At 62.1% G+C, this 19,105-nt stretch carries 19 protein-coding genes; 13 read left to right on the top strand and 6 right to left on the bottom strand.

Annotated elements, in window-relative coordinates:
- Positions 1 to 2 precede the first annotated feature (2 nt).
- Together flgF and EOA13_RS05680 are read right to left on the bottom strand one after the other, a co-directional pair.
- A complete protein-coding gene (gene flgF, locus EOA13_RS05685; RefSeq protein ID WP_013529801.1) occupies positions 3 to 725 on the bottom strand; it encodes a flagellar basal-body rod protein FlgF in 723 nt (240 codons plus the stop codon).
- Between the two features lie 7 nt (positions 726 to 732).
- Positions 733 to 1,854, bottom strand: a complete 1,122-nt coding sequence (locus EOA13_RS05680; RefSeq protein ID WP_127290390.1) for a DUF1217 domain-containing protein — start codon at positions 1,852 to 1,854, stop codon at positions 733 to 735.
- Positions 1,855 to 2,000: 146 nt separating this feature from the next.
- Between EOA13_RS05680 and motA the strand changes: the two genes are divergently transcribed.
- From motA to EOA13_RS05650, 6 genes are read left to right on the top strand one after another with little or no spacing between them, the layout of a single operon-like run.
- Entirely contained in the window at positions 2,001 to 2,876 is an 876-nt protein-coding gene (motA, locus tag EOA13_RS05675; RefSeq protein WP_127290388.1) for a flagellar motor stator protein MotA, read from the top strand.
- Between the two features lie 32 nt (positions 2,877 to 2,908).
- Positions 2,909 to 3,856: a FliM/FliN family flagellar motor switch protein gene (locus tag EOA13_RS05670; RefSeq protein ID WP_127290386.1), complete on the top strand. Its 948-nt coding sequence runs from the start codon at positions 2,909 to 2,911 to the stop codon at positions 3,854 to 3,856.
- Positions 3,857 to 3,872: 16 nt separating this feature from the next.
- Positions 3,873 to 4,259 carry a flagellar motor switch protein FliN gene (gene fliN, locus EOA13_RS05665; RefSeq protein ID WP_023809994.1) on the top strand — a complete coding sequence of 129 codons (387 nt, stop codon included), beginning with the start codon at positions 3,873 to 3,875 and terminating at the stop codon, positions 4,257 to 4,259.
- A 43-nt stretch (positions 4,260 to 4,302) separates the two neighbouring features.
- Entirely contained in the window at positions 4,303 to 5,313 is a 1,011-nt protein-coding gene (locus EOA13_RS05660) for a flagellar motor switch protein FliG (RefSeq protein WP_027038262.1), read from the top strand.
- Between the two features lie 9 nt (positions 5,314 to 5,322).
- A complete protein-coding gene (gene flhB / locus EOA13_RS05655) occupies positions 5,323 to 6,405 on the top strand; it encodes a flagellar biosynthesis protein FlhB (RefSeq protein ID WP_127290384.1) in 1,083 nt (360 codons plus the stop codon).
- Positions 6,402 to 6,839: a hypothetical protein gene (locus EOA13_RS05650; RefSeq protein WP_127290382.1), complete on the top strand. Its 438-nt coding sequence runs from the start codon at positions 6,402 to 6,404 to the stop codon at positions 6,837 to 6,839. Before flhB ends, EOA13_RS05650 begins: the two co-directional genes overlap by 4 nt.
- A 35-nt stretch (positions 6,840 to 6,874) precedes the next feature.
- Here EOA13_RS05650 and EOA13_RS05645 read toward each other — a convergent pair whose 3' ends face one another.
- The 4 genes from EOA13_RS05645 to EOA13_RS05630 all read right to left on the bottom strand — a co-directional run bounded on the left by EOA13_RS05645 (position 6,875) and on the right by EOA13_RS05630 (position 10,720).
- Complete coding sequence (locus tag EOA13_RS05645; RefSeq protein WP_127290380.1) at positions 6,875 to 7,645, bottom strand: helix-turn-helix transcriptional regulator; 771 nt, start codon at positions 7,643 to 7,645, stop codon at positions 6,875 to 6,877.
- Positions 7,642 to 8,352 (bottom strand): LuxR family transcriptional regulator, encoded by a 711-nt coding sequence (locus EOA13_RS05640; protein WP_127290378.1) that lies wholly within the window; start codon positions 8,350 to 8,352, stop codon positions 7,642 to 7,644. The genes EOA13_RS05645 and EOA13_RS05640 overlap by 4 nt, the downstream gene beginning before the upstream one ends.
- A 548-nt stretch (positions 8,353 to 8,900) precedes the next feature.
- Entirely contained in the window at positions 8,901 to 9,932 is a 1,032-nt protein-coding gene (locus tag EOA13_RS05635; protein ID WP_127290376.1) for a histone deacetylase family protein, read from the bottom strand.
- A 26-nt stretch (positions 9,933 to 9,958) separates the two neighbouring features.
- Positions 9,959 to 10,720 (bottom strand): TetR/AcrR family transcriptional regulator, encoded by a 762-nt coding sequence (locus EOA13_RS05630; protein WP_245490307.1) that lies wholly within the window; start codon positions 10,718 to 10,720, stop codon positions 9,959 to 9,961.
- A gap of 156 nt (positions 10,721 to 10,876) precedes the next feature.
- On the opposite strand from EOA13_RS05630, the gene EOA13_RS05625 reads away from it, so the two are divergent.
- The 7 genes from EOA13_RS05625 (at position 10,877) to EOA13_RS05595 (ending at position 19,049) form a co-directional block, all read left to right on the top strand.
- On the top strand, positions 10,877 to 12,556 hold the full coding sequence (locus tag EOA13_RS05625) for an amidohydrolase (RefSeq protein WP_127290374.1): 1,680 nt from the start codon (positions 10,877 to 10,879) through the stop codon (positions 12,554 to 12,556).
- A 141-nt stretch (positions 12,557 to 12,697) separates the two neighbouring features.
- Positions 12,698 to 13,792 carry an ABC transporter ATP-binding protein gene (locus EOA13_RS05620; protein WP_127290372.1) on the top strand — a complete coding sequence of 365 codons (1,095 nt, stop codon included), beginning with the start codon at positions 12,698 to 12,700 and terminating at the stop codon, positions 13,790 to 13,792.
- A gap of 2 nt (positions 13,793 to 13,794) precedes the next feature.
- Positions 13,795 to 14,715, top strand: coding sequence for an ABC transporter permease (locus EOA13_RS05615; RefSeq protein WP_127290370.1), 921 nt, complete (start codon positions 13,795 to 13,797; stop codon positions 14,713 to 14,715).
- Complete coding sequence (locus EOA13_RS05610) at positions 14,708 to 15,508, top strand: ABC transporter permease (RefSeq protein WP_023809983.1); 801 nt, start codon at positions 14,708 to 14,710, stop codon at positions 15,506 to 15,508. The genes EOA13_RS05615 and EOA13_RS05610 overlap by 8 nt, the downstream gene beginning before the upstream one ends.
- A gap of 23 nt (positions 15,509 to 15,531) precedes the next feature.
- Positions 15,532 to 16,566, top strand: a complete 1,035-nt coding sequence (locus EOA13_RS05605) for an extracellular solute-binding protein (RefSeq protein ID WP_127290368.1) — start codon at positions 15,532 to 15,534, stop codon at positions 16,564 to 16,566.
- Positions 16,567 to 16,634: 68 nt separating this feature from the next.
- On the top strand, positions 16,635 to 17,831 hold the full coding sequence (locus tag EOA13_RS05600; protein WP_127290366.1) for a serine hydrolase: 1,197 nt from the start codon (positions 16,635 to 16,637) through the stop codon (positions 17,829 to 17,831).
- A gap of 36 nt (positions 17,832 to 17,867) precedes the next feature.
- Positions 17,868 to 19,049: a serine hydrolase gene (locus EOA13_RS05595; protein ID WP_127290364.1), complete on the top strand. Its 1,182-nt coding sequence runs from the start codon at positions 17,868 to 17,870 to the stop codon at positions 19,047 to 19,049.
- The last annotated feature ends 56 nt before the right edge of the window (positions 19,050 to 19,105 follow it).

Below are 19,105 nucleotides of genomic sequence, written 5' to 3'. Positions count from 1 at the left end.
GATTATTTCGAGCCGAGCGTCTTGATCGCCTCGTCGGTGGACGAGTCGGTCTGCCGCATCAGGGCGGCGGTGTTCTCGAAGGCGCGCTGGACCATGATCAGCCTGGTGATCTCCAGCACCGGATTGACATTGGACTCTTCGAGAAAGCCCTGGGCAACGCCGATATCCGAGCGATCGGTGACAGGCTCCGGGGTGCGTGCCGGAACGATGCCGGAATTGCCGTAGCGGACGAAGTTCGCGCCCGGATCGAAATTGTAGAGACCGATCGAGCCGACAAGCTGATCGTTCTGGCGCAACGAACCATCAGCCCCGGCCTTGGGCGGACCGTTGCGGGGGTCAAGCTGGATCGGCGAGCCGCCCGCATCGAGCACCGGGTGGCCCTCGATCGACATCAGCTCGCCGTTCTCGTTCATTGAAAAGCGGCCGTCGCGGGTCATGACGGTGCCGACCGGCGTCTCTATGGCGAACCAGGCATCGCCCTGGATGGCGAAGTCGAAGGGATTTCCGGTCTCGCTCAAGGCACCGTGGGCGCCGGAAAGGTAGGTCTTGCCCGGGGAGGCGAAGGATACCGATTTCTGCCCGGTGCCGGAGACGACGTCCTCGAACTTCACCCCGGTGGCGCGAAAGCCGATCGTCGAGGCGTTGGCGACGTTGTCGGCGATGGTGTCGAGGCGCCGCTCGAGCGCGATCTGTGACGAAAGGGCGACGTACAGGCTATCCCGCATGATGGTCTCAGAACCTCAGTTTCTGCATGGCCATCATCAGGTCGGTGGAGATGCCGACGGTGAGTGGCTGGGCAAACAGCACGCTGACCGAGGCGACGGCCGATGAAGTCGGGTGGTTGATCTCGTACATGCTGGTGAAGCGCGTCAGGAACTTGCCGAGTTTTTCGGGGTCGGAGAAATCCGAGATGTCGAGTTTTTGCTCGAACAGCTGCGCCTGCTTGTCGACGTCGGCGGTGGCGAAGGAATCAGGCAGGCCGAGCACGGTGCGTACGACACTGGCAAGCGCGGTGTCGGCCAGCACGTCATACCAGCTGGTGATGGTCGGGGCCTTGCGATCGAAGTAAAGCGCCAGCCGCACGCCCTGGTTGGTCTGACCGGCATCCTCTTCGAGGGTCTGGCGCATGTATTTGTCGACGGTCGGCTGCTGCGCCGGATTGATGGTGGTGGTGTTTTCGCCATAGGCTTCGAAGTTGAAGGCGGAGGCAAGCGCGGCATAGGTCTTGTCCGTCATCTTGTTGGCGACACTGTCGGGGTCGCGGACGCCGCCCTGCAGAACCCGCTTGATGAGATCCTTGTCCTCCGTCGCCGAATCGAGACCGAATGACGCCAGCGCGTATGTGTAGAGCCGGTTGTTCGACATCAGATCATCGATCGACTTCACCTTGGTGATGTTGGCAAGATAGTATGTCGTCTCGCCCTTCACATAGGCCGAATTGGGATCGAGGCCGGCGATCTGCGCCTGGGTGGCATAGTTCTTGGTCACCAACTGCTGTGTCTTGTTGTAGATGGTCGCATCGGCGCCGTAGGCGGCGAAGTTGAAGGCGCTGACGAATTCGGCGTAGCGCTTGTCAGTCAGCTTGTTGGCGAAGCTGTCGGGATCGGAGACGCCTTCCTTGAGTGCCTTGACCATGAAGGCCTTGGCGTAGTCCATGTCCTCCAGCCCGTAGGCCTTCATGGCATACTTGAACAAACGATCGTTTTTGACAAAATCGTCGATCGATTTCACCTTGGTGATATTCGCGAGATAATATTTGGTGTCGCGATCAACCACGGGCTGCTGTTCGATCCTGTCGATCGATTTTGAAATGTCCTTGGTGATGAGCTGGTAGCTGGTAAAGGTATTGAGCAAAGACGTGCCTCCGGCCGAAGCTATGCCGGCACAATACCCCTACTTCCTTGCGCGAAACTGAATCGCTTCCAAGCCCTCGATTCAAGCCTCACACAAGGCACGGGGACTATCCCTAGCTCCTGATGTGAAATGCGGAAGGACCTGTCGTGGGCATTCTGATTGGACTGGTGGTAACGCTCGGCTGCGTCCTTGGCGGCTTCATGGCCATGGGCGGCCATCTTCATGTGCTGATTCAGCCATGGGAAGCCGTGATCATCTGTGGTGCGGCTTTTGGCACCTTCCTCGTCGCCAATCCGATGAAGACGGTCAAGGATACCGGCAAGGCCATTCTCGAAGCCTTCAAGCAGGCCGTGCCGAAGGAACAGGACTATCTCGAGACGCTCGGCGTGCTGCACTCGCTGATGCGCGAGCTGCGCTCGAAATCCCGCAGCGAAGTCGAGGCGCATATCGACAATCCGGAAGAGTCGGCGATTTTCCAGGCGTTCCCAACCGTGCTGCATAACCACGACCTGACGCATTTCATCTGCGACTACTGCCGTATCATCATCATCGGCAATGCCCGCTCGCACGAGATCGAGGCGCTGATGGACGAAGAAATCCAGACCATCAGGTCCGACAAGATGAAGGCCTATCACGCGATGGTGGCGGTGGGCGACGGCTTGCCGGCGCTCGGCATCGTCGCCGCCGTGCTCGGCGTGGTCAAGGCGATGGGCGCGCTCGACCAGTCGCCGGAAATCCTCGGCGGTTTGATTGGTGCCGCACTTGTCGGAACGTTCCTCGGCATCTTCCTGTCCTATTCGGTGGTCGGGCCGGTCGCCACCAAGATCAAGACAGTACGCGAGAAGAAGAACCGCCTCTATATCATCGTCAAGCAGACGCTGCTGGCCTACATGAACGGCGCGCTGCCGCAGGTGGCGATCGAGTTCGGCCGCAAGACGATCTCGTCCTATGAACGGCCGACGATCGACGCTGTCGAGCAGAGCACGATGAATACCGGCACCGTCGAAAAGAAGGCCGCCTGAACGATGCGCGACAGATCGGTCCCGGCACTGTCATGACCAGCCTGGGCAGTTCAGCGGAAGCGCGCTCGCTGATCATCGAGCGTCTGGTCGGCGACAGCGGCGAGGCCGCCCAGGTCATTGACGCCGGCCGCGCCATGGCCGACCGCGCCGTACCGCTACTGCAGAAAAGCCTGACCAGCGAGCTTGGCGTTCCGGTCGTCGTCGATCTCAAGGCGATCGAGGTCAGCCGCGTTCCCGAGGCGCGTTCGCGTGCCGGCGACACGTTTGCCATGACCGTGATCGGCTCGTCCGCGTCCTCCGATGCGATGACCCTGGTGATCGATGCTCCGGCGATCGCGATCATGGTCTGCACGCTGTTCGGCGGCGACCCGGATCTGCCGGTATCGCCGATCGAGCGCGATCTGTCGCAGATCGAAATCGATGTTTCGACCATGGTGTTCCAGCAGGTCGCGCAGGCCCTCAACGGATCGGGAAAGCGCTGGCTCGACCTGCGCCTGCCCGCGCCGCGAGCAATGTCCGGCACCGAGGCGAAGCGGTATGTGCTGCGCGATGGGGCGGCAATCCGTATCGTGCTTGGCATCTCGACGCCGGCCGATAGTGGCACCGTCACGGTGACGATGCCGCAGCGCGTCGTGCTGGCCAGCCGCGACGGAGCCGTGCCTGTCAGCGACGACGATCACGGCCCCAGCTGGCGCGCCCGCTTTTCGGAAGAGGTGATGCGCTCCACCGTGGCGCTCGAGGCCACGATGCCGCTGGCGCGGCTGACGCTCGGCGATCTCGCCGGTTTCGAAATCGGCGACGTCATCGAATTCGAGGAAACGGCCCAATCCCAGGCGCGTCTCAGCGCACGGGGCAAGACGCTGTTCGTATGCGAGTTCGGCAAACTGGGACAGAATTACACCGTCCGGATCAGGCATCCTTACGACGCCGGGCAGGACTTTATCGACGGGCTGATGCCGGCTGCCGCCGGACGCGCCTGAGCATTTGGAGACGATCATGGCCAAAACCAAGGCGGAAGCCGACCTCGACCAGCCGGACGAGCAGCTCGACCGTGCCATCGAAGAGTTGCGCGGTGTCCTGCATGAAGAGGAGCAACGCCCCGATGCGGCGTTCAGGGCGGCCTCATCAGCCAATTCGAGCGTGATCATGAACATCCCCGTCGATGTCCAGATCATCCTCGGCAGCACCGAGATGCCGGTCTCCGATCTGATGGCGCTGCAAAAAGGGTCGACCGTGGCGCTCAATCGCCGCATCGGGGAACCTGTCGACGTCGTGGTCAACGGCCGCAAGATCGCGCGCGGCGAGATCACCGTGCTGGAAAGCGATCCGTCGCGTTTCGGCATCAGGCTGACCGAAATCATCGCCGGCACGAAGGGCGCCTAGACATGGTTTGCGGGGCTTGCCGGTGGCAGCGGAGGCGAGTGGCATGACGACGCCGGTGACCTTGACCCGCGCGCAGAAGGCGGCCGCCATACTTGTGGCGATGGGCAAGCCGTCGGCCAGCCGCCTGCTGAAATTCTTCAAGCAGGAAGAACTGAAGGCCCTGATCGAGGGCGCCCGCCTGCTGCGGACAATTCCGCAAAGCGATCTCGAACGTATCGTCGCCGAGTTCGAGGCCGAGTTCACCGAAGGGGCGGGATTGCTCGATTCCGCCGACAGGATGGACACCATCCTCAACGAATCCCTCTCGCCCGAAGAGATGAGCGCGATCATGGGCGACAAGAAATTCGAGGTCGCACCGGAAGGTCCGCCGCCGATCTGGCCCGAGCTCGAAAAGCTCGAACCGGCGCGGCTTGGCGCCTTCCTGGCCGGTGAGCATCCGCAGACGGCGGCCATGGTGTTGTCGAAGCTGGCGCCGCAGGTGGCGGCCAACGTGCTGCTGACACTGACCAAACCGATGCGTGGAGAAATCATCAAGCGCATGGTGACGATGGCCAATGTTCCCGACGCTGCCGCCAGGATCGTCGAAAACCGGCTGCGCACCAGCGTGCTGGCGGAAACCTCGACCAAGGACACCTCGGCCGGGCAGGCGCGTGTCGCCAGCGTTCTCAACGAACTCGACAAGCCGCTGCTCGAGGAGGTCATGCAGGATCTGGAAGCCGCCGGCACGCCCGATCTCGACGGTGTGAGGGCCCGGCTGTTTGCTTTCGACGATTTGCCGCTGCTCACCCAGAAAGCGCGGGTGCTGCTGTTCGACGGGCTGTCGACGGAGTTGGTCACGCTGGCCCTGCGCGGCACTTCGGCCGCACTCGCAGAATCGGTGCTGTCAGCCATCGGCGCCCGCTCGCGGCGCATGATCGAAGCCGAACTCGGACAGGGCTCGGACGGGGTCCCTCTCGCCGACATCACGGCGGCGCGCAAGACGATCGTTACGACGACGATCCGGCTGTCGCGCGAAGGTGCCTTCGAACTACCCTCGACCCAAGACGCCGCCTAAGACCGCGCCATGGCTGACGCGGTCGACAAGGATTCGAAAACCGAAGAGGCGACGGAAAAGAAGATCCGCGACACCATCGAACAGGGCAAACTGCCCCATTCGCGGGAGACAGCGCTCTTTGCCTCGTTCGTTGCCATACTGGTGTTCACCGTCTTCTACGCCAAGGATGCGATCATTGATCTCGGCATGTTCCTGTCGATGTTCCTGGAGAAGCCGGAAGCCTGGCCGATGGACACGGAGACCGACGTCATCGCGCTCTACAAAATCGTCCTCCTCGAGGTTGGCCGCGCCGTCCTGAGCCTGATGGTGCTGCTGACCGTCGCCGGCGTCGGCGCCTCGGTGTTCCAGAACATGCCGCAATTCGTAGGCGAGCGGGTCCGGCCGCAACTCTCGCGCATTTCGATCGCCAAGGGGTGGAACAGGCTGTTCGGCATCCAGGGTTGGGTCGAGTTCCTGAAGTCACTCGGCAAGGTCGGGTTTGCCATCGTCGTGCTGAGCTTCACGCTGTCGGAAGACCACCGAAAGCTGCTCGCCGGGATGATCACCAATCCGGTCGCCTTCGGTCTCGTCATCCGCGGCATCGCCGTCGACATCCTGGTGGCGATCGTCTTCGTCATGGGGCTGATCGCGGCAATCGACATCGTCTGGTCGCGCTTCCACTGGAAGCAGGATCTGCGCATGAGCAAGCAGGAGGTCAAGGACGAGTTCAAACAGTCCGAGGGCGACCCGATCGTCAAGTCGCGGCTGCGCTCGCTGGCGCGCGACCGGGCGCGCAAGCGGATGATGACGGCGGTGCCGCGCGCGACGCTGATCATCGCCAACCCAACGCACTTCTCGATCGCGCTGAAATATGTGCGCGACGAGGACTCGGCACCCATGGTGCTGGCCAAGGGGCAGGATCTGGTGGCGCTGAAAATCCGCGAGATCGCGCGGGAACACAACATCCCGGTCTTCGAGGACGTGGCGCTCGCCCGCTCCATGTACAAGCAAGTTTCGGTCGATAGTGTGATCCCGTCACAATTCTACCAGGCCGTCGCCGAACTGGTGCGGATCGTCTACTCGAAAAAGGCTGAGCGCAGACAGATTTCATGAACCGGCAACCGCACGCAAAATCTCGCGAGATCATCGTCGCCAGCGCCATCGAGCAGGTGGTGGGGGAACTCAGGCTGATCGATGTCGCCGACTACATCGCCTTTATCCGGCTGGAGCATTTCGCGTGCCTGTCGGACCTGGTCGATTCAGCGGTTGAGTTGTTCTTCATGCCGGGCACTCTACGGCTCGGCCATGGTGGTGAGGCGCATGTCGACTGGAGCGGCAGTCCGCGCATCGTGCTCGATCTGGAACTGAGGCCGCCCGGCGTCACCGTCTATTTCCAGCTGACGCTGAGCGAGCTCGGCGCATCGGTGACGGTCAACTACGTGTCGTTCGAGAAGCCGGGCGAAGACCCGGAGCACAATACGGCGCTGCTCGAGGCGGTGATCGAAGAGGCGCGTATCCGCAAGGTCGAGCCGCTCGCCTATCGCTGACCGTCGGTCGCCTTTCGAAGCGCTGTCGAATTCCCCTATTCGATCAAGCCCAGCCGCAGCGCCTTGGCAACGGCCTGGTTGCGATTGACGGCGTTGAGCTTCTGGGTCGACTGGGTCAGATACTGGTTGGCGGTGTGCACCGACAGTTTCAGGAGCCGCGCGATCTCCTCGCTGGTGTTGCCGTTGGCGGTCAGCTTCAGGCATTCGAGTTCGCGCTTGGAGATTGCGCGCATGCGGCCGGTATCGCCCGGACGGATGCGGGCGACGGCGGCGAACAGCGAAAAGCAGCGGGCGTGTATTTCGTAAAGCGCATCCTGCTGCATGGTCATCTCCGAGCCGAGGAACACGACAAGGCCGCATTGGCCGCGGTCAGCGTGAACGGGAAAAGCGATGCCGCTGGCTCCGGGCACCAGCGCCGCCATCTGCTCGGTCCAGGCGAGATCGCCAAACAGCTCCGCCATGGCAGGGACGCCGTCATCCGTCCACCAGCGCGGTTCGGTCGAGATGCGGGTGTGGCGCACGATCTCCTCGCCGTTGGCGCCTGAGATGAACTTGGTCGCCACGGCAATGCCGGGATAGTCCGAATCAAAGCATGGGACGAGCCGCGCCCGCTCGGGCGAGGGGCTTACGAAGAAGAGCCCGAAAGCCGAGGCATTCATGTCAACGGCGATCCAGCGGCAGCGGCGCACGGCATCGGGAATGGTGACCGCGTGATGGGTTTCGGAGCCAAGGGTGAAGGCTCCGAACGGGTTGCGCTGCTCGTTGAAAAGGGCTTCGGCCGTTTCCTTGATATCGGCGTGTTTCAAATGATGCCGCTCCTGATCGCCGTGGCGATGGCCATCGCGCGGTTGCTGGCCGCGAATTTCTGGATGGCGTGGGTGATGTAGCTGTTGACGGTGTTGGAGGAGACGCCAAGGATGACGGCGACCTCGTCGGTGGTCTTGCCTTCGGAAACCCAGAACAGGCATTCGCGCTCGCGATCCGACAACGGATCCTGCATGGCGGCGGCGGCAATCAGTTGCGGGATGTGCGAGAGCGCGTAGCAGCATTTCAGCTGCGCCCGCATCAACGCCGGCTGGTCGATGCTGCCGGCGGTCGCCGCAGAGAACAGGGCGAACAGGCGCTGGCGACCGACATTGAGGCGCAGCGAATAGATTTCGGCATGGCCGAGCACGTCGAGAAGGCGGGCTTCCTCTCCGGTGATCAATCCGTCTGTTTCTGGTGCCCGGGATGCCACCAGCTGCTGTGGACGGATGCCTGGCGCGACGGTGAGCGCGCCCTGCGCGAGCCCGGCGATCAGCCGCTTGCCGATCAACTCGATGGCATCGAAAATCCAGTTGGAGGAGACGATGCGCGCGTCGTTGCGGTCCTGGTCGTGGACAATGGCGACCAACATGTAGCTGTCGGCGCCGATCTCGGCGGTCAATTGCATGAAAAAGCTGGTGAGATCGCCGCGCGACGTCAGGCGCGAGCCCAATGTGTCGGATTGAAGAAGTGCGGCGGGACTGCTCATTCTTGTTGCTTTTGGCCGGAATCGTTTCTGCTGTCCGGATGCTGGAAGCCAGCCGCCGAACCCGAATACGCATTACTTTGACGAAGACACACGCGTGGCGCAGGGCTGCACCAACCAGATCCGAATCCATTCAGGGAACGCGAAGCCGTCCGCGTCTGGTGCCGGAAAAGCTCCGGAACAAGAGACTTTGGGTGGTCGCCGCGCCCCCCAAGGACCGGCTGATTCGGGTCTAATCTACCCGCAGTTGAATCTGACATCAAACGCGATTTGACAAAATCGAATCCGATGGACTCACGTGCGACTCAGAGCTCGGTTTTCGCGCCTCGGACAGAAGACAGGGACGCGAAAATCTTCGCCGGCCATTTCGGCGGCCGGTCGATTTCGTCAGGCTCGGGAGTATTTGAATGGACGGGCGCGCCGGTTGCTGGTGCCGCTAGGGCCTTGGCCTGATCGTGGGAGCCGGGCGATGTTGCCGCCCGGTCCCGGTGGTCCTTTGCTTATGCCTGTCGTTGTCCCAAAATCGCTAGATGCTCCTGGACGACAGGCATTTACCGATCCTCGAACCCGGTCAGCACGCCGACCGCGTTGATGCCGATCTCCTCGACGGCATAGCCGCCTTCCATGACGAACAGCGTCGGCAGGCCGAGCCTGGCGATGCGGCGGCCGATCTTGGGATAATCCGATGTCTTCAGCTTGAACTGGCTGATCGGGTCCTTCTCGAACGTATCGACACCCAGCGAGACGATGACGACATCCGGTGCATAAGCGGTGAGCCTGGCGCAGGCATCCTCGAGCGAGGCGTTCCATGCATCCCAGTCGGTGCCGAAGGGCATTGGATAGTTGATGTTGAAGCCTTCGCCTTCGCCTTCTCCGCGTTCGTCGGCATGGCCGAGGAAGAACGGGTACTCGACCATCGGATCGCCATGCAGATTGAGCACCTGGACGTCGGCACGGTCGTAGAAGATCTCCTGCGTGCCGTTGCCGTGGTGATAGTCGACATCGAGGATCGAGATGCGTTTGGCGCCCTGGTCGCGGAACCATTGCGCGGCGACGGCGGCGTTGTTGATGTAGCAATAGCCGCCCATGAAGCCAGCCCCGGCATGGTGGCCGGGCGGACGGCAGAGCGCGAAGGCGGAAGCCTCGCCATCCTTGACCAGGCCGGCGGCGGTCAGCGCCACGTCGTACGAAGACTTGATCGCCGCCCAGGTACCTTCGACGAAAGTGGCGCCGGCATCGAAGGAATAATAGCCGAGCAGGGCGTCGATGCGTTTTGGCGGCACGTCGCCGCGCAGGCCGCGCGTCGGCCAGGTGAAGGGCATCGCCGTGCCCGTGAGGCCTGCTTCCAGCCATTGCGCCCAGACTGTCGGGAGGAAGTCGATATAGTCCGATTTGTGGATGCGCTTGGCGGCGGCGAGATCATGTTCGTGCGGCGCGATGATGGGACCCAGTTTCTCGCTTTCGACCCGTGCCTTGATGAATTCGGCCCTCGATGGCTTTTCGAAGCCCGGCACGATGGCCGATGTGACCAGTTCCATTTGGCCGGCATGGCCGGCGTGCAGGGGGGAGAAAACAGTCTTCATAAATTCCTCTCGAAGTGTGAAATCAGTCAAGATTCAAGATTGAGATAAGGGCTCACCAGAGCGAGCCACATGGTTTCCACATCGTCCTCGATGAGGTCGAACGTCCTGCGATCCTTTTTCAGCCCCACAAGCCGGCAAACGTGTCCGACCTCCATCATCAGCACACCGAGCCGGCTGGCGATCTTGTCTTCAAGTGCCGGGTTCACATGCTGCAGCCATGCGGCGTAGAGGGCGATGATCTGGTCGTCATATTCGTTCTGGATCGGCCTGAGGTCGGCGTTGCCTGAAATGGCCTCGATCACCGGCATCAGGGTGGCGTTTTCCAGGTAGAGCCTGGACGTGTCGGTGAAGAGCCTGCGCACTTCCTGTCGAAACTCTTCACGATTGGTGGGCGGGGCGACCTTGATACGCTTGGCGATCACCTCGGGAAAAGATGACAGCCAGCGCCGGGCGAGGTCCAGAAGAATGGCTTCCTTGTTGGGAAAGTATTGGTAGATCGAACCAACCGACAAGCCTGCGCGCTGCGCAATGGCGAGCGTCGTCGGCGTCTTGGTTCCTTGCTCGCGCGTCAAGACCAGCGCTGCGTCGAGAATCCGGTCGACCACCTTGCTGGAGCGTTGTTGCCGCGGCTGTTTGCGCGGTTCGAGCGCTATCCTGGTTTTGCGGTCGAGACTGCGCTTCACGGCTTGATGTCCTCGTTCCCCGCCTGGTCTCAACATGGTGGGAGCTTGCTGTCCACAATACATTCCAGATTCGGTATGTTGACAAACGCGAATAATCAGTCGCATTCTTTATCCACGCTGCCTCTTGGGATGACAAGGGGAATTTCCAAGACAGCGCGCTGGCATTCTTTTTCGTCCCATGGCGCCGCTCCGGTGGAGTGGCAGGTCGTTGGACATGAGGGGTTGTCGGTCCCAGTCAGTCGTCAAAAGCGCGGAGTCGCGATGTCTGTCACAGGTGCGGGTCACAATGCGGATCTGATCGTCATCAACGGTCGTGTACGGACCATGGACGACGACAATCCCGCCGCCGAGGCCGTCGCCGTCAAGGACGGCGCTATCATCGCCATCGGCAGCCGCGCCTCCATCGAAGAGTTCAAGGGACCGGCCACCAAGGTGATCGACGCCAAGGGCGGTTCGGTGGTCCCGGGGTTCATCGAAGCCCATATGCATCTGTTTTCGGGCGGGGCTGAACTTGCCCACCTTCAACTCACCGGTATTCATGGCTTCGAGGCGCTGCAGAAGGCGATCCGCGACTATGCGCCGACCCGGCCCGACGCGAAGATGCTGGTCGGCCAAGGCGTCGACTACACCGTGCTCGGCAGCGAGCGCGTGACGCGCCATCACCTCGACGCCATTTTGCCCGATCGCCCGTTCTGCATGGCGGCGCCCGACCATCACACCATGTGGGCCAACACCAAGGCGCTGGAAATGGCCGGCATCCTGCAGGGGCGCACGCTCGGCCCTGGCAATGAGATCGTCATGGGTGACGATGGACTGGCCGCCGGCGAATTGCGCGAAGGCGAGGCCTTTGGTCCGGTGCTCGATCTTGCCGGCGAAGGCCGGGTTCGGCTGGGGCTGTCGACCGGCGGCGAGCCGGACCCGATGCCGACGGCGGCGGAGCGGGACGCCGACCGCGACATCATGCGGCGCGGGCTCGCCTGGTGCGCCCGCCACGGCATCACCTCGATCCAGAACATGGACGGCAATCTCTATCAGCTTGAGCTGCTGGCCGAGATCGACGCCGAGGAAGGCTTGCCCTGCCGCGTCAAGATCCCGTTCCACTACAAGAATTTCATGACGCTCGACATGCTCGACAAGGCATCCGATATGGCCGAACGCTACAACAGCGAATGGCTGTCGTCGGGCATGGTCAAGGTGTTCTACGACGGCGTTCTCGATTCCTGGACAGCTGTCATGGTCGAGCCCTATGCCGACCGCCCGGACTGGGTTGGCGAGCCGCTGTTCACGCCGGAACAATTCATCGATCTGGCCGTCGCGGTCGACAGACGCGGGTTGCAGATCGCCGTGCACTCGATCGGCGACGGCGCGGTCCGCGCGGTGCTCGACGGTTATGAGGCGGCGCAGAAGGCGAACGGCAAGCGCGACAGCCGTCACCGCGTCGAGCACATCGAGGTCACCACCACCGCTGATGTGCCGCGTTTCGCCGAACTCGGCGTCATTGCCTCCATGCAACCGCCGCATCCGCCCGGCGCAATGGATTTTCCGCTGGAGCCGACGGTATCGCGCATCGGGCCGGCGCGCTGGCCGCTGAGCTATGCCTGGCGGACCTTGAAGGATGCCGGCGCGCATGTCGTCTTCGCATCCGATTGGCCGGTGTCGCCGATCGATCCGATCCTGGGCATTCAGGCGGCAGTGTTGCGCAAACCGTGGGCAGAAAGCGACCCGGACCAGAGTTTCTCACTGCATGAAGCGATCGCCGGTTACACGATCGAGGGCGCCTACGCCGAATTCGCCGAGCACCGCAAGGGCACGCTGAAATCAGGCTACATGGCCGATCTGGTGGTTTTGTCGATGGATATCGAGAACACCGCCCCGGCCGACCTGCACAAGGTGCGGCCGGTGACGACGATTTGCGGCGGCAAGGTCACCTATCAGGCCTGACTATGGCATGGGGCTTGCAGGCCTCGATGACTGATTGAACTGTCACCCAATGCCGGGCTTGCCAACCCACCGGCCATGTGGTCACATCGAACAGGGGAAGAGCTCCGCCAGCAAGAGCGGGGTCAACAGTGAGGCGTAATCGTGCCGGACAAACCGGATCGGAATGCGATTGAAGTAGTAAACGTCAGCAAAATTTTCGGATCAGGTGAGGGGCAGGTAGCTGCCCTCGACACGGTCTCGGTATCTATCCGCGAGAACGAATTCTTCACGTTGCTGGGGCCATCCGGCTGCGGCAAGACGACGTTGCTCAGGCTGATCGCCGGCTTCGACTTTCCAACCGCCGGTGAAATCCTGCTCTACGGCCAGGACATCGCGCCGCTGCCGCCCTTCAAGCGGCCGGTCAACACCGTTTTCCAGTCCTATGCGCTGTTCCCGCACATGACGGTCGCCGACAATATCGGCTTTGGCCTGGAAATGCTGGGCAAGCCGAGGACGGAGATCAAGGCGCGCGTCGCCGAGATGCTGAAGCTGGTCAAGATGGAGGCACTCGCTGGTCGTCGCACCAGCCAGATCTCCGGCGGCCAGCAGCAGCGCGTGGCTTTGGCCCGCGCTTTGGCGCCGCAGCCGAAGGTGCTTTTGCTCGATGAGCCGCTGTCGGCGCTTGACTACAAGCTGCGCAAGGAGATGCAGATCGAGTTGAAACGGCTGCAGCACGAGACCGGTATCACCTTCATCTTCGTCACCCACGACCAGGAAGAAGCGCTGACCATGTCAGACCGCATCGCGGTGATGTCATCGGGCAAGATCCTGCAGGTCGGTTCGCCCTGGGATATCTACGACAAGCCGGCGGAGCGCTTCGTCGCCGACTTCATCGGTGAAACCAACTTCCTCACCGCCGCCATCAGCGAGATGGCCAACGGCAAGGCGCGCGCCACGCTCAAATCCGGTGCGACCATCGAGGCGACCGTGGCCCAGGGTTTCCAGCCCAAACCCAATGCCACGGTGGTGGTTCGGCCCGAACACGCCAAGCTGACCAAGGCCAAGGGCGAACTGTCGGGGACGGTCGAAAACATCGTCTATTTCGGCACCGACACCCACATCCATGTTCATCTCGACAGCGGCGAACTCTTCACCGTACGCCAGCAGAACACGCGCAGCGCGGGCTGCGGTTTCGAGAAGGGCGACGCGGTCGGCATCCTCATCGGCAGCGATGCCGCTCAGGTCCTGAAGGACTGACGATGGCGACCGCGGAAGAAGTCGCCAAGGCAGCGGAGCGGCGCGATGTCCGTGACCGCTGGCTTTTGTCAGCGCCAGCGCTGCTGGTCATTTTCCTCGCCGCGACCGGCCCCTTGCTGATCGTGCTCGTCTACTCGTTCCTGACGCCAGGCTCCTATGGCGACGTGAAGTGGCAGTTCTCGCCGGAAGCCTGGACATCGGTGTTTCTGGAACGCGATATCTTCGACGACACGCTTTCGATCGCCGCCGCCCACGTCACCATCTTCCTGCGCTCGATCAAGCTCTCGGTGGTGACGACGATCGCCACTTTGGTGCTTGGTTTCCCGACCGCCTATTTCATGGCGACGCGCAGCGAAAAGACCCGCGATCTCTGGCTGTTCCTGATTACCATTCCGTTCTGGACCAACCTTTTGATCCGCACCTTCGCGGTGCTGCAGATCATCCGCAACGAAGGCATCGTCAACACGATCCTGCTCAAGCTCGGCATCATCTCGGCTCCCATCCAGATACTCTACACCGACACGGCGATCCTGATCGGCATGGCCTATGTCTACCTGCCACTGATGGTGCTGCCGATCTATGCCAGCATGGAAAAGCTCGATTTCCGGTTGGTCGAGGCGGGGTACGACCTTTACGCGTCGCGCTTCCAGGTGCTGCGGCGGATCATCTTTCCGCTGGTCAAGCCGGGCGTCATCGCCGGCTCCATACTGGTCTTCATTCCAGCACTTGGCGCCTATGTGACACCGAGCGTTCTTGGCGGCGGCAAGAACATGATGCTGTCCAACCTGATCGAATTGCAGTTCGGGCAGGGTCGCAACTGGCCACTCGGCTCGGCGCTGTCGATCGCCGTCATGATCATCGTCATGGTGGCGCTGCTTGCCTATGTGCGCAATGCCGGAAGATCGGGGGCGCGTCATGGCTAAGAACTTTTCCATCAAGCACCAGCCAGGATTCACCGCGATCGCCGCGACCTGCTTTATCGTGCTGTATCTGCCGATCATCGTGCTGGTCATCTATGCCTTCAACGCGGCGAGCTCGACCTCCGAATGGGGCGGCTTTTCGCTGAAATGGTTCCAGTCGGCATGGCAGAACACGCAGGTCGTCGATGCCACGCTGCGTTCCTTCCAAATTGGCTCCATCGCGGCAGTGCTCTCCACGATCTTTGCCACCATGGCGGCGCTCGCCACCACCCGCACCGCGCCCTATCCCGGCCTCACCTTCAAATATGCGGCGATCAACCAGCCGCTGATGGTGCCCGAGATCGTCACCGGCGTGGCGCTGCTGATCTTCTTCTCGCGCATCAAGATCTTCACCGGCTATTCCGGCATCGGCTATCTGGTCGCCGCGCACACGGCGTTCTGCATTCCCTTTGCCTATTTGCCGATCCGGGCGCGGCTTGAGAATATGGACCTGACGCTGGAGCGTGCCGCAGCCGACCTCTACGCGACGCCCTGGAAAGCTTTCCGGCGCATCACGCTGCCGCTTCTGTGGCCCGGCATCCTGGCCGGGCTGATGCTGGCCTTCGTCATCTCGCTCGACGACGTCGTCATCACCGAGTTCGTCAAATCAGGCGGCCAGGACACGCTGCCCACCTACATGCTCGGCCAGATCCGCCGCGGCATCACACCCGAGATCAACGCGATATCGACCGCCTTCCTGCTGCTTTCGGTCGCGATCGTCACGTTGTTTTTCTTCGTCAGCAGGAAACGAGACTGAACCGAAAAATGGGAGTTAAAACCATGAACTGGAAGACAACAGCAACCGCCATGGGGTTGGCGTTGCTCGCCTCGACGGGCCTGGCCCGCGCCGACGGCGTGCTCAACATTTACAATTGGGGCAACTACACCAGCCCCGACGTGATCAAGAAGTTCGAGGCCAAATACAACGTCAAAGTGACCATCACCGACTACGATTCCAACGACACCGCGCTGGCCAAGGTTCGCCAGGGAGGCACCGGCTTCGACATTGCGGTGCCGTCGCAGACCTACGTGCCGATCTGGATCAAGGAAGGCCTCATCCAGGAGACCGATCCTGGCAAGATGGAAAACTTCAAGAACGTGGCGCCGGAATGGGCCAATCCCGATTTCGATCCGGGTCGCAAATACAGTGTTCCATGGGCGTGGGGCACGATCGGCGTGGTCGTCAACACCGATGCCTACAAGGGGCCGGCCGATAGCTGGGGTATCATCTTCAACACGCCTGACGAGCTCAAGGGCAAGGTCAATGTCGTTCCGGAGATGGGCGATGTGATGTTCGCCGCGATCAAGTATGTCGGCGGCCAGCAATGCACCGACGACAAGGCGGTGCTGAAGAAGGTGCGCGACCTGTTGGTGGCGGCCAAGCCGAACTGGATCGCGATGGAGTACAACACCATCGAGAAGATGGGCGCCGGCGACTTCAAGGCGACCAGCGACTGGAACGGCTCGGCGCTGCGCCAGCGGCTGGCCAACCCGGCCATCCACTACAACTATCCGAAAGAAGGCTTCGGCCTGTGGAGCGATAACGTCGTCGTTCTGAAGGAAGCCAAGAACGTTGAGAACGCCAAGCTTTTCCAGAACTTCATCATGGATCCGGAAAACGCGGCAGGTCTCTCGGCCTTCCACCGCTACGCCAATGGCATCACCGGTTCGGACAAGTACATGCCTGCCGACATGAAGGACGCGCCGGAAGTCATCATTCCGGCCGCGGACAAGCCCCTTGGCGAGCTGCAGCAGATGTGCTCGCCGGAAACCCAGGAACTTTACACCAAGATCTGGACCGAATTGCAGAAGTAAACTTGGTTCGACGGACCCGGCGGCACACGCCGCCGGGTCCGTTTTTATGTTCAAGGGACTCGGCCGTCATGGACTCCTATCGCAATTCCGATCCGCGGCCGCCGATCATGCAGGGCTCGCCGCCCGCCATGGTACCGCCGAAGCTCGACTGGGACCGGCCGCCGTGGAACCGCTGGGCGTTCCAGCACATCCGTGAAATTCTGCCGACCGCCGAAGTCTGGCGCGGCAATGGCCATCGCCACCGGTTCGAGCGCGCCGAGACCGATCTCGACGGGCTGACGGTCGAGGACAGCACAGGCGCGCCGACGACGCTCGCCGGGCTGCTCGACGAGACCTATACTGACGGCTTCCTGGTGCTCAAGGACGGCAAGGTCGCCTATGAGCGCTACTTCAACGGCATGGATGAGCGCACGCTGCATCTGTCGCAGTCGATGGCGAAGTCCCTTACCGGTTCGGTGTTCGGCATACTGGTTGGGCGCGGCCTGATCGATCCGGCCAGACCGGTAACGGACTACCTGCCGGAGCTCGGCGTTACCGGCTGGGCCGGCGCCAGTGTGCAGCATGTGCTGGACATGACCAGCGGCGTCCGCTTCTCCGAGGAGTACACCGACCGCTATTCGGACATTGGCCAGGTCGATGTCGCCACCGGCTGGAAGCCGGTGCCGCCGGGCAGCGATCCGGCCTTTCGCTGGCCATCGCATATGTTCGAGCTGATCCTGGGCTTGAAGGAAACGATCCGCCCGCATGGTGCCCAATTCGAATACCGCTCGATCGAGACCGACGTGCTTGCCTTCATCATGGAACGGGTGACGGGCAAACGGCTTCCGCAGCTGGTTTCGGAAGAACTCTGGCAAAAGCTCGGCGCTGATGAAAGCGCCTGCTTCACGGTCGACAGCGCCGGCTATGCGGTGGCGGATGGCGGCTTCAACGCGACGCTGCGCGACTATGGCCGCTTCGGCCAGATGATCCTCGACAATGGTGGCAGCGTCGTGCCGGCCGACTGGATCGAGGCAACACGCAACGGCAGGCATGGGCCGGACTTCAGCCCCAGTCTGCCGGAGGGCAGCTATCGCAACCAGTTCTGGATCGAGGACCCGCGCTCGCGCGCACTGATGTGCCGCGGCGTGTTCGGTCAGATGATCCATATCGACTGGAATACCGGAATGGTCGTGGTGAAGCTTTCGACCTGGCCGGATTTCGCCAATGGTGCCTATTCCATAGCGACGCTGAAGGCCGTGCACGCTATCGCCACGGCACTTCGCTGAGCCCCACAAAGAAGAAGCGACCCGGAAGGAAACGCCATGACCGGCAAGACCGTGTTCGAGACCCGCTATGGCTTCCGGCGCAACCAGGTGGTGCTCGCCAACTGGCGCGAGAACCCGTTCAACCGGTGGTCGTTCCAGAATCTCGGCGAACTGGTGCCGACCGCCCGCGTGGCGGCGGCGTCGGGCGTTGTCGAAACCCCCGTGCGCGATATGGGCGGCCTACTCGGCGAAAAGGTCGTGATCGCCGGCACACCGGAGACGGTGGCTGAATTTCTCGCACGTTCGAGCACCGACGCACTGACGGTGATGAAAGGCGGCAAGATCGTCGGCGACTGGTTCGCCCCGCATATGGATTTCGGCGCCCGCCACATCATCTTCTCGATCAGCAAGTCGGTGACAGCCATCATTGCCGGCATATTGCAAGGCGAGGGAGTGTTCGACCCGGAAGCGCCGGTGACGGCCTACATCCCTGAAGCCGCCGGCTCTGCCTATGGCGATGCGAGCGTGCGGCATGTGCTCGACATGAGCGTCAGCCTCGATTTCGAGGAGGCCTATCTCGATCCGGAGAGCGCTTTCGCCCGCTATCGTCGCGCCACGCTGTGGAATCCGGGCGGCGGCACGGAGAGCCTGCGCGAATTCATTTTGACCTTGCAACGCCTTGCAGAGCCGCATGGCCAGACCTTCCGCTACCGCTCGCCGAATTCCGACCTGCTCGGCCTGCTGCTCGAGCGCGCGTCGGGCCAGCGGTTCACCGACCTGATGCGCGAGAAATTGTGGCTGCCGCTTGGCGCTATCAGCGAAGCCTCGATCGGCGTCGACATGGAGGGCACGGCACGCACGGCCGGCGGCATTTCGGTGACGCCGCGCGATCTGGCGCGTGTCGGTGAGATGATGCGGCAAGGCGGCACAGCCAATGGCCGCCGCATCGTGCCGGAAGCCTGGGTGCGCGACACGATCAGCACCGGCGGAAGTGCGGACGCCTGGCAGCGCGGCACGATGGCGCTGCTGTTCCCGAACGGCCGCTATCGCAACAAATGGTACCAGACGGGTTTGCCGAACGGCGCCTATTGTGGCATCGGCATTCACGGCCAGTGGCTTTATGTCGATCCCAAGGCTGAAGTGGTGATCGCCAAGATGTCGTCACAGCCGGAGCCGGTCGACGATCCACTCGATGTCGAGATCGTCGCCTTCTTCGAGGCGCTGAGCCGGATGATTTAGACGCGGCTGGGTCGCCACATTAGCGCACGCTTTCCTGTGGACCCGCCGGGCTGATC

Origin of the sequence: Mesorhizobium sp. M7A.F.Ca.US.011.01.1.1 (assembly GCF_003998295.1) — a bacterium.
GTDB lineage: Bacteria > Pseudomonadota > Alphaproteobacteria > Rhizobiales > Rhizobiaceae > Mesorhizobium.
This window is presented reverse-complemented; position numbering and strand designations above follow the sequence as displayed.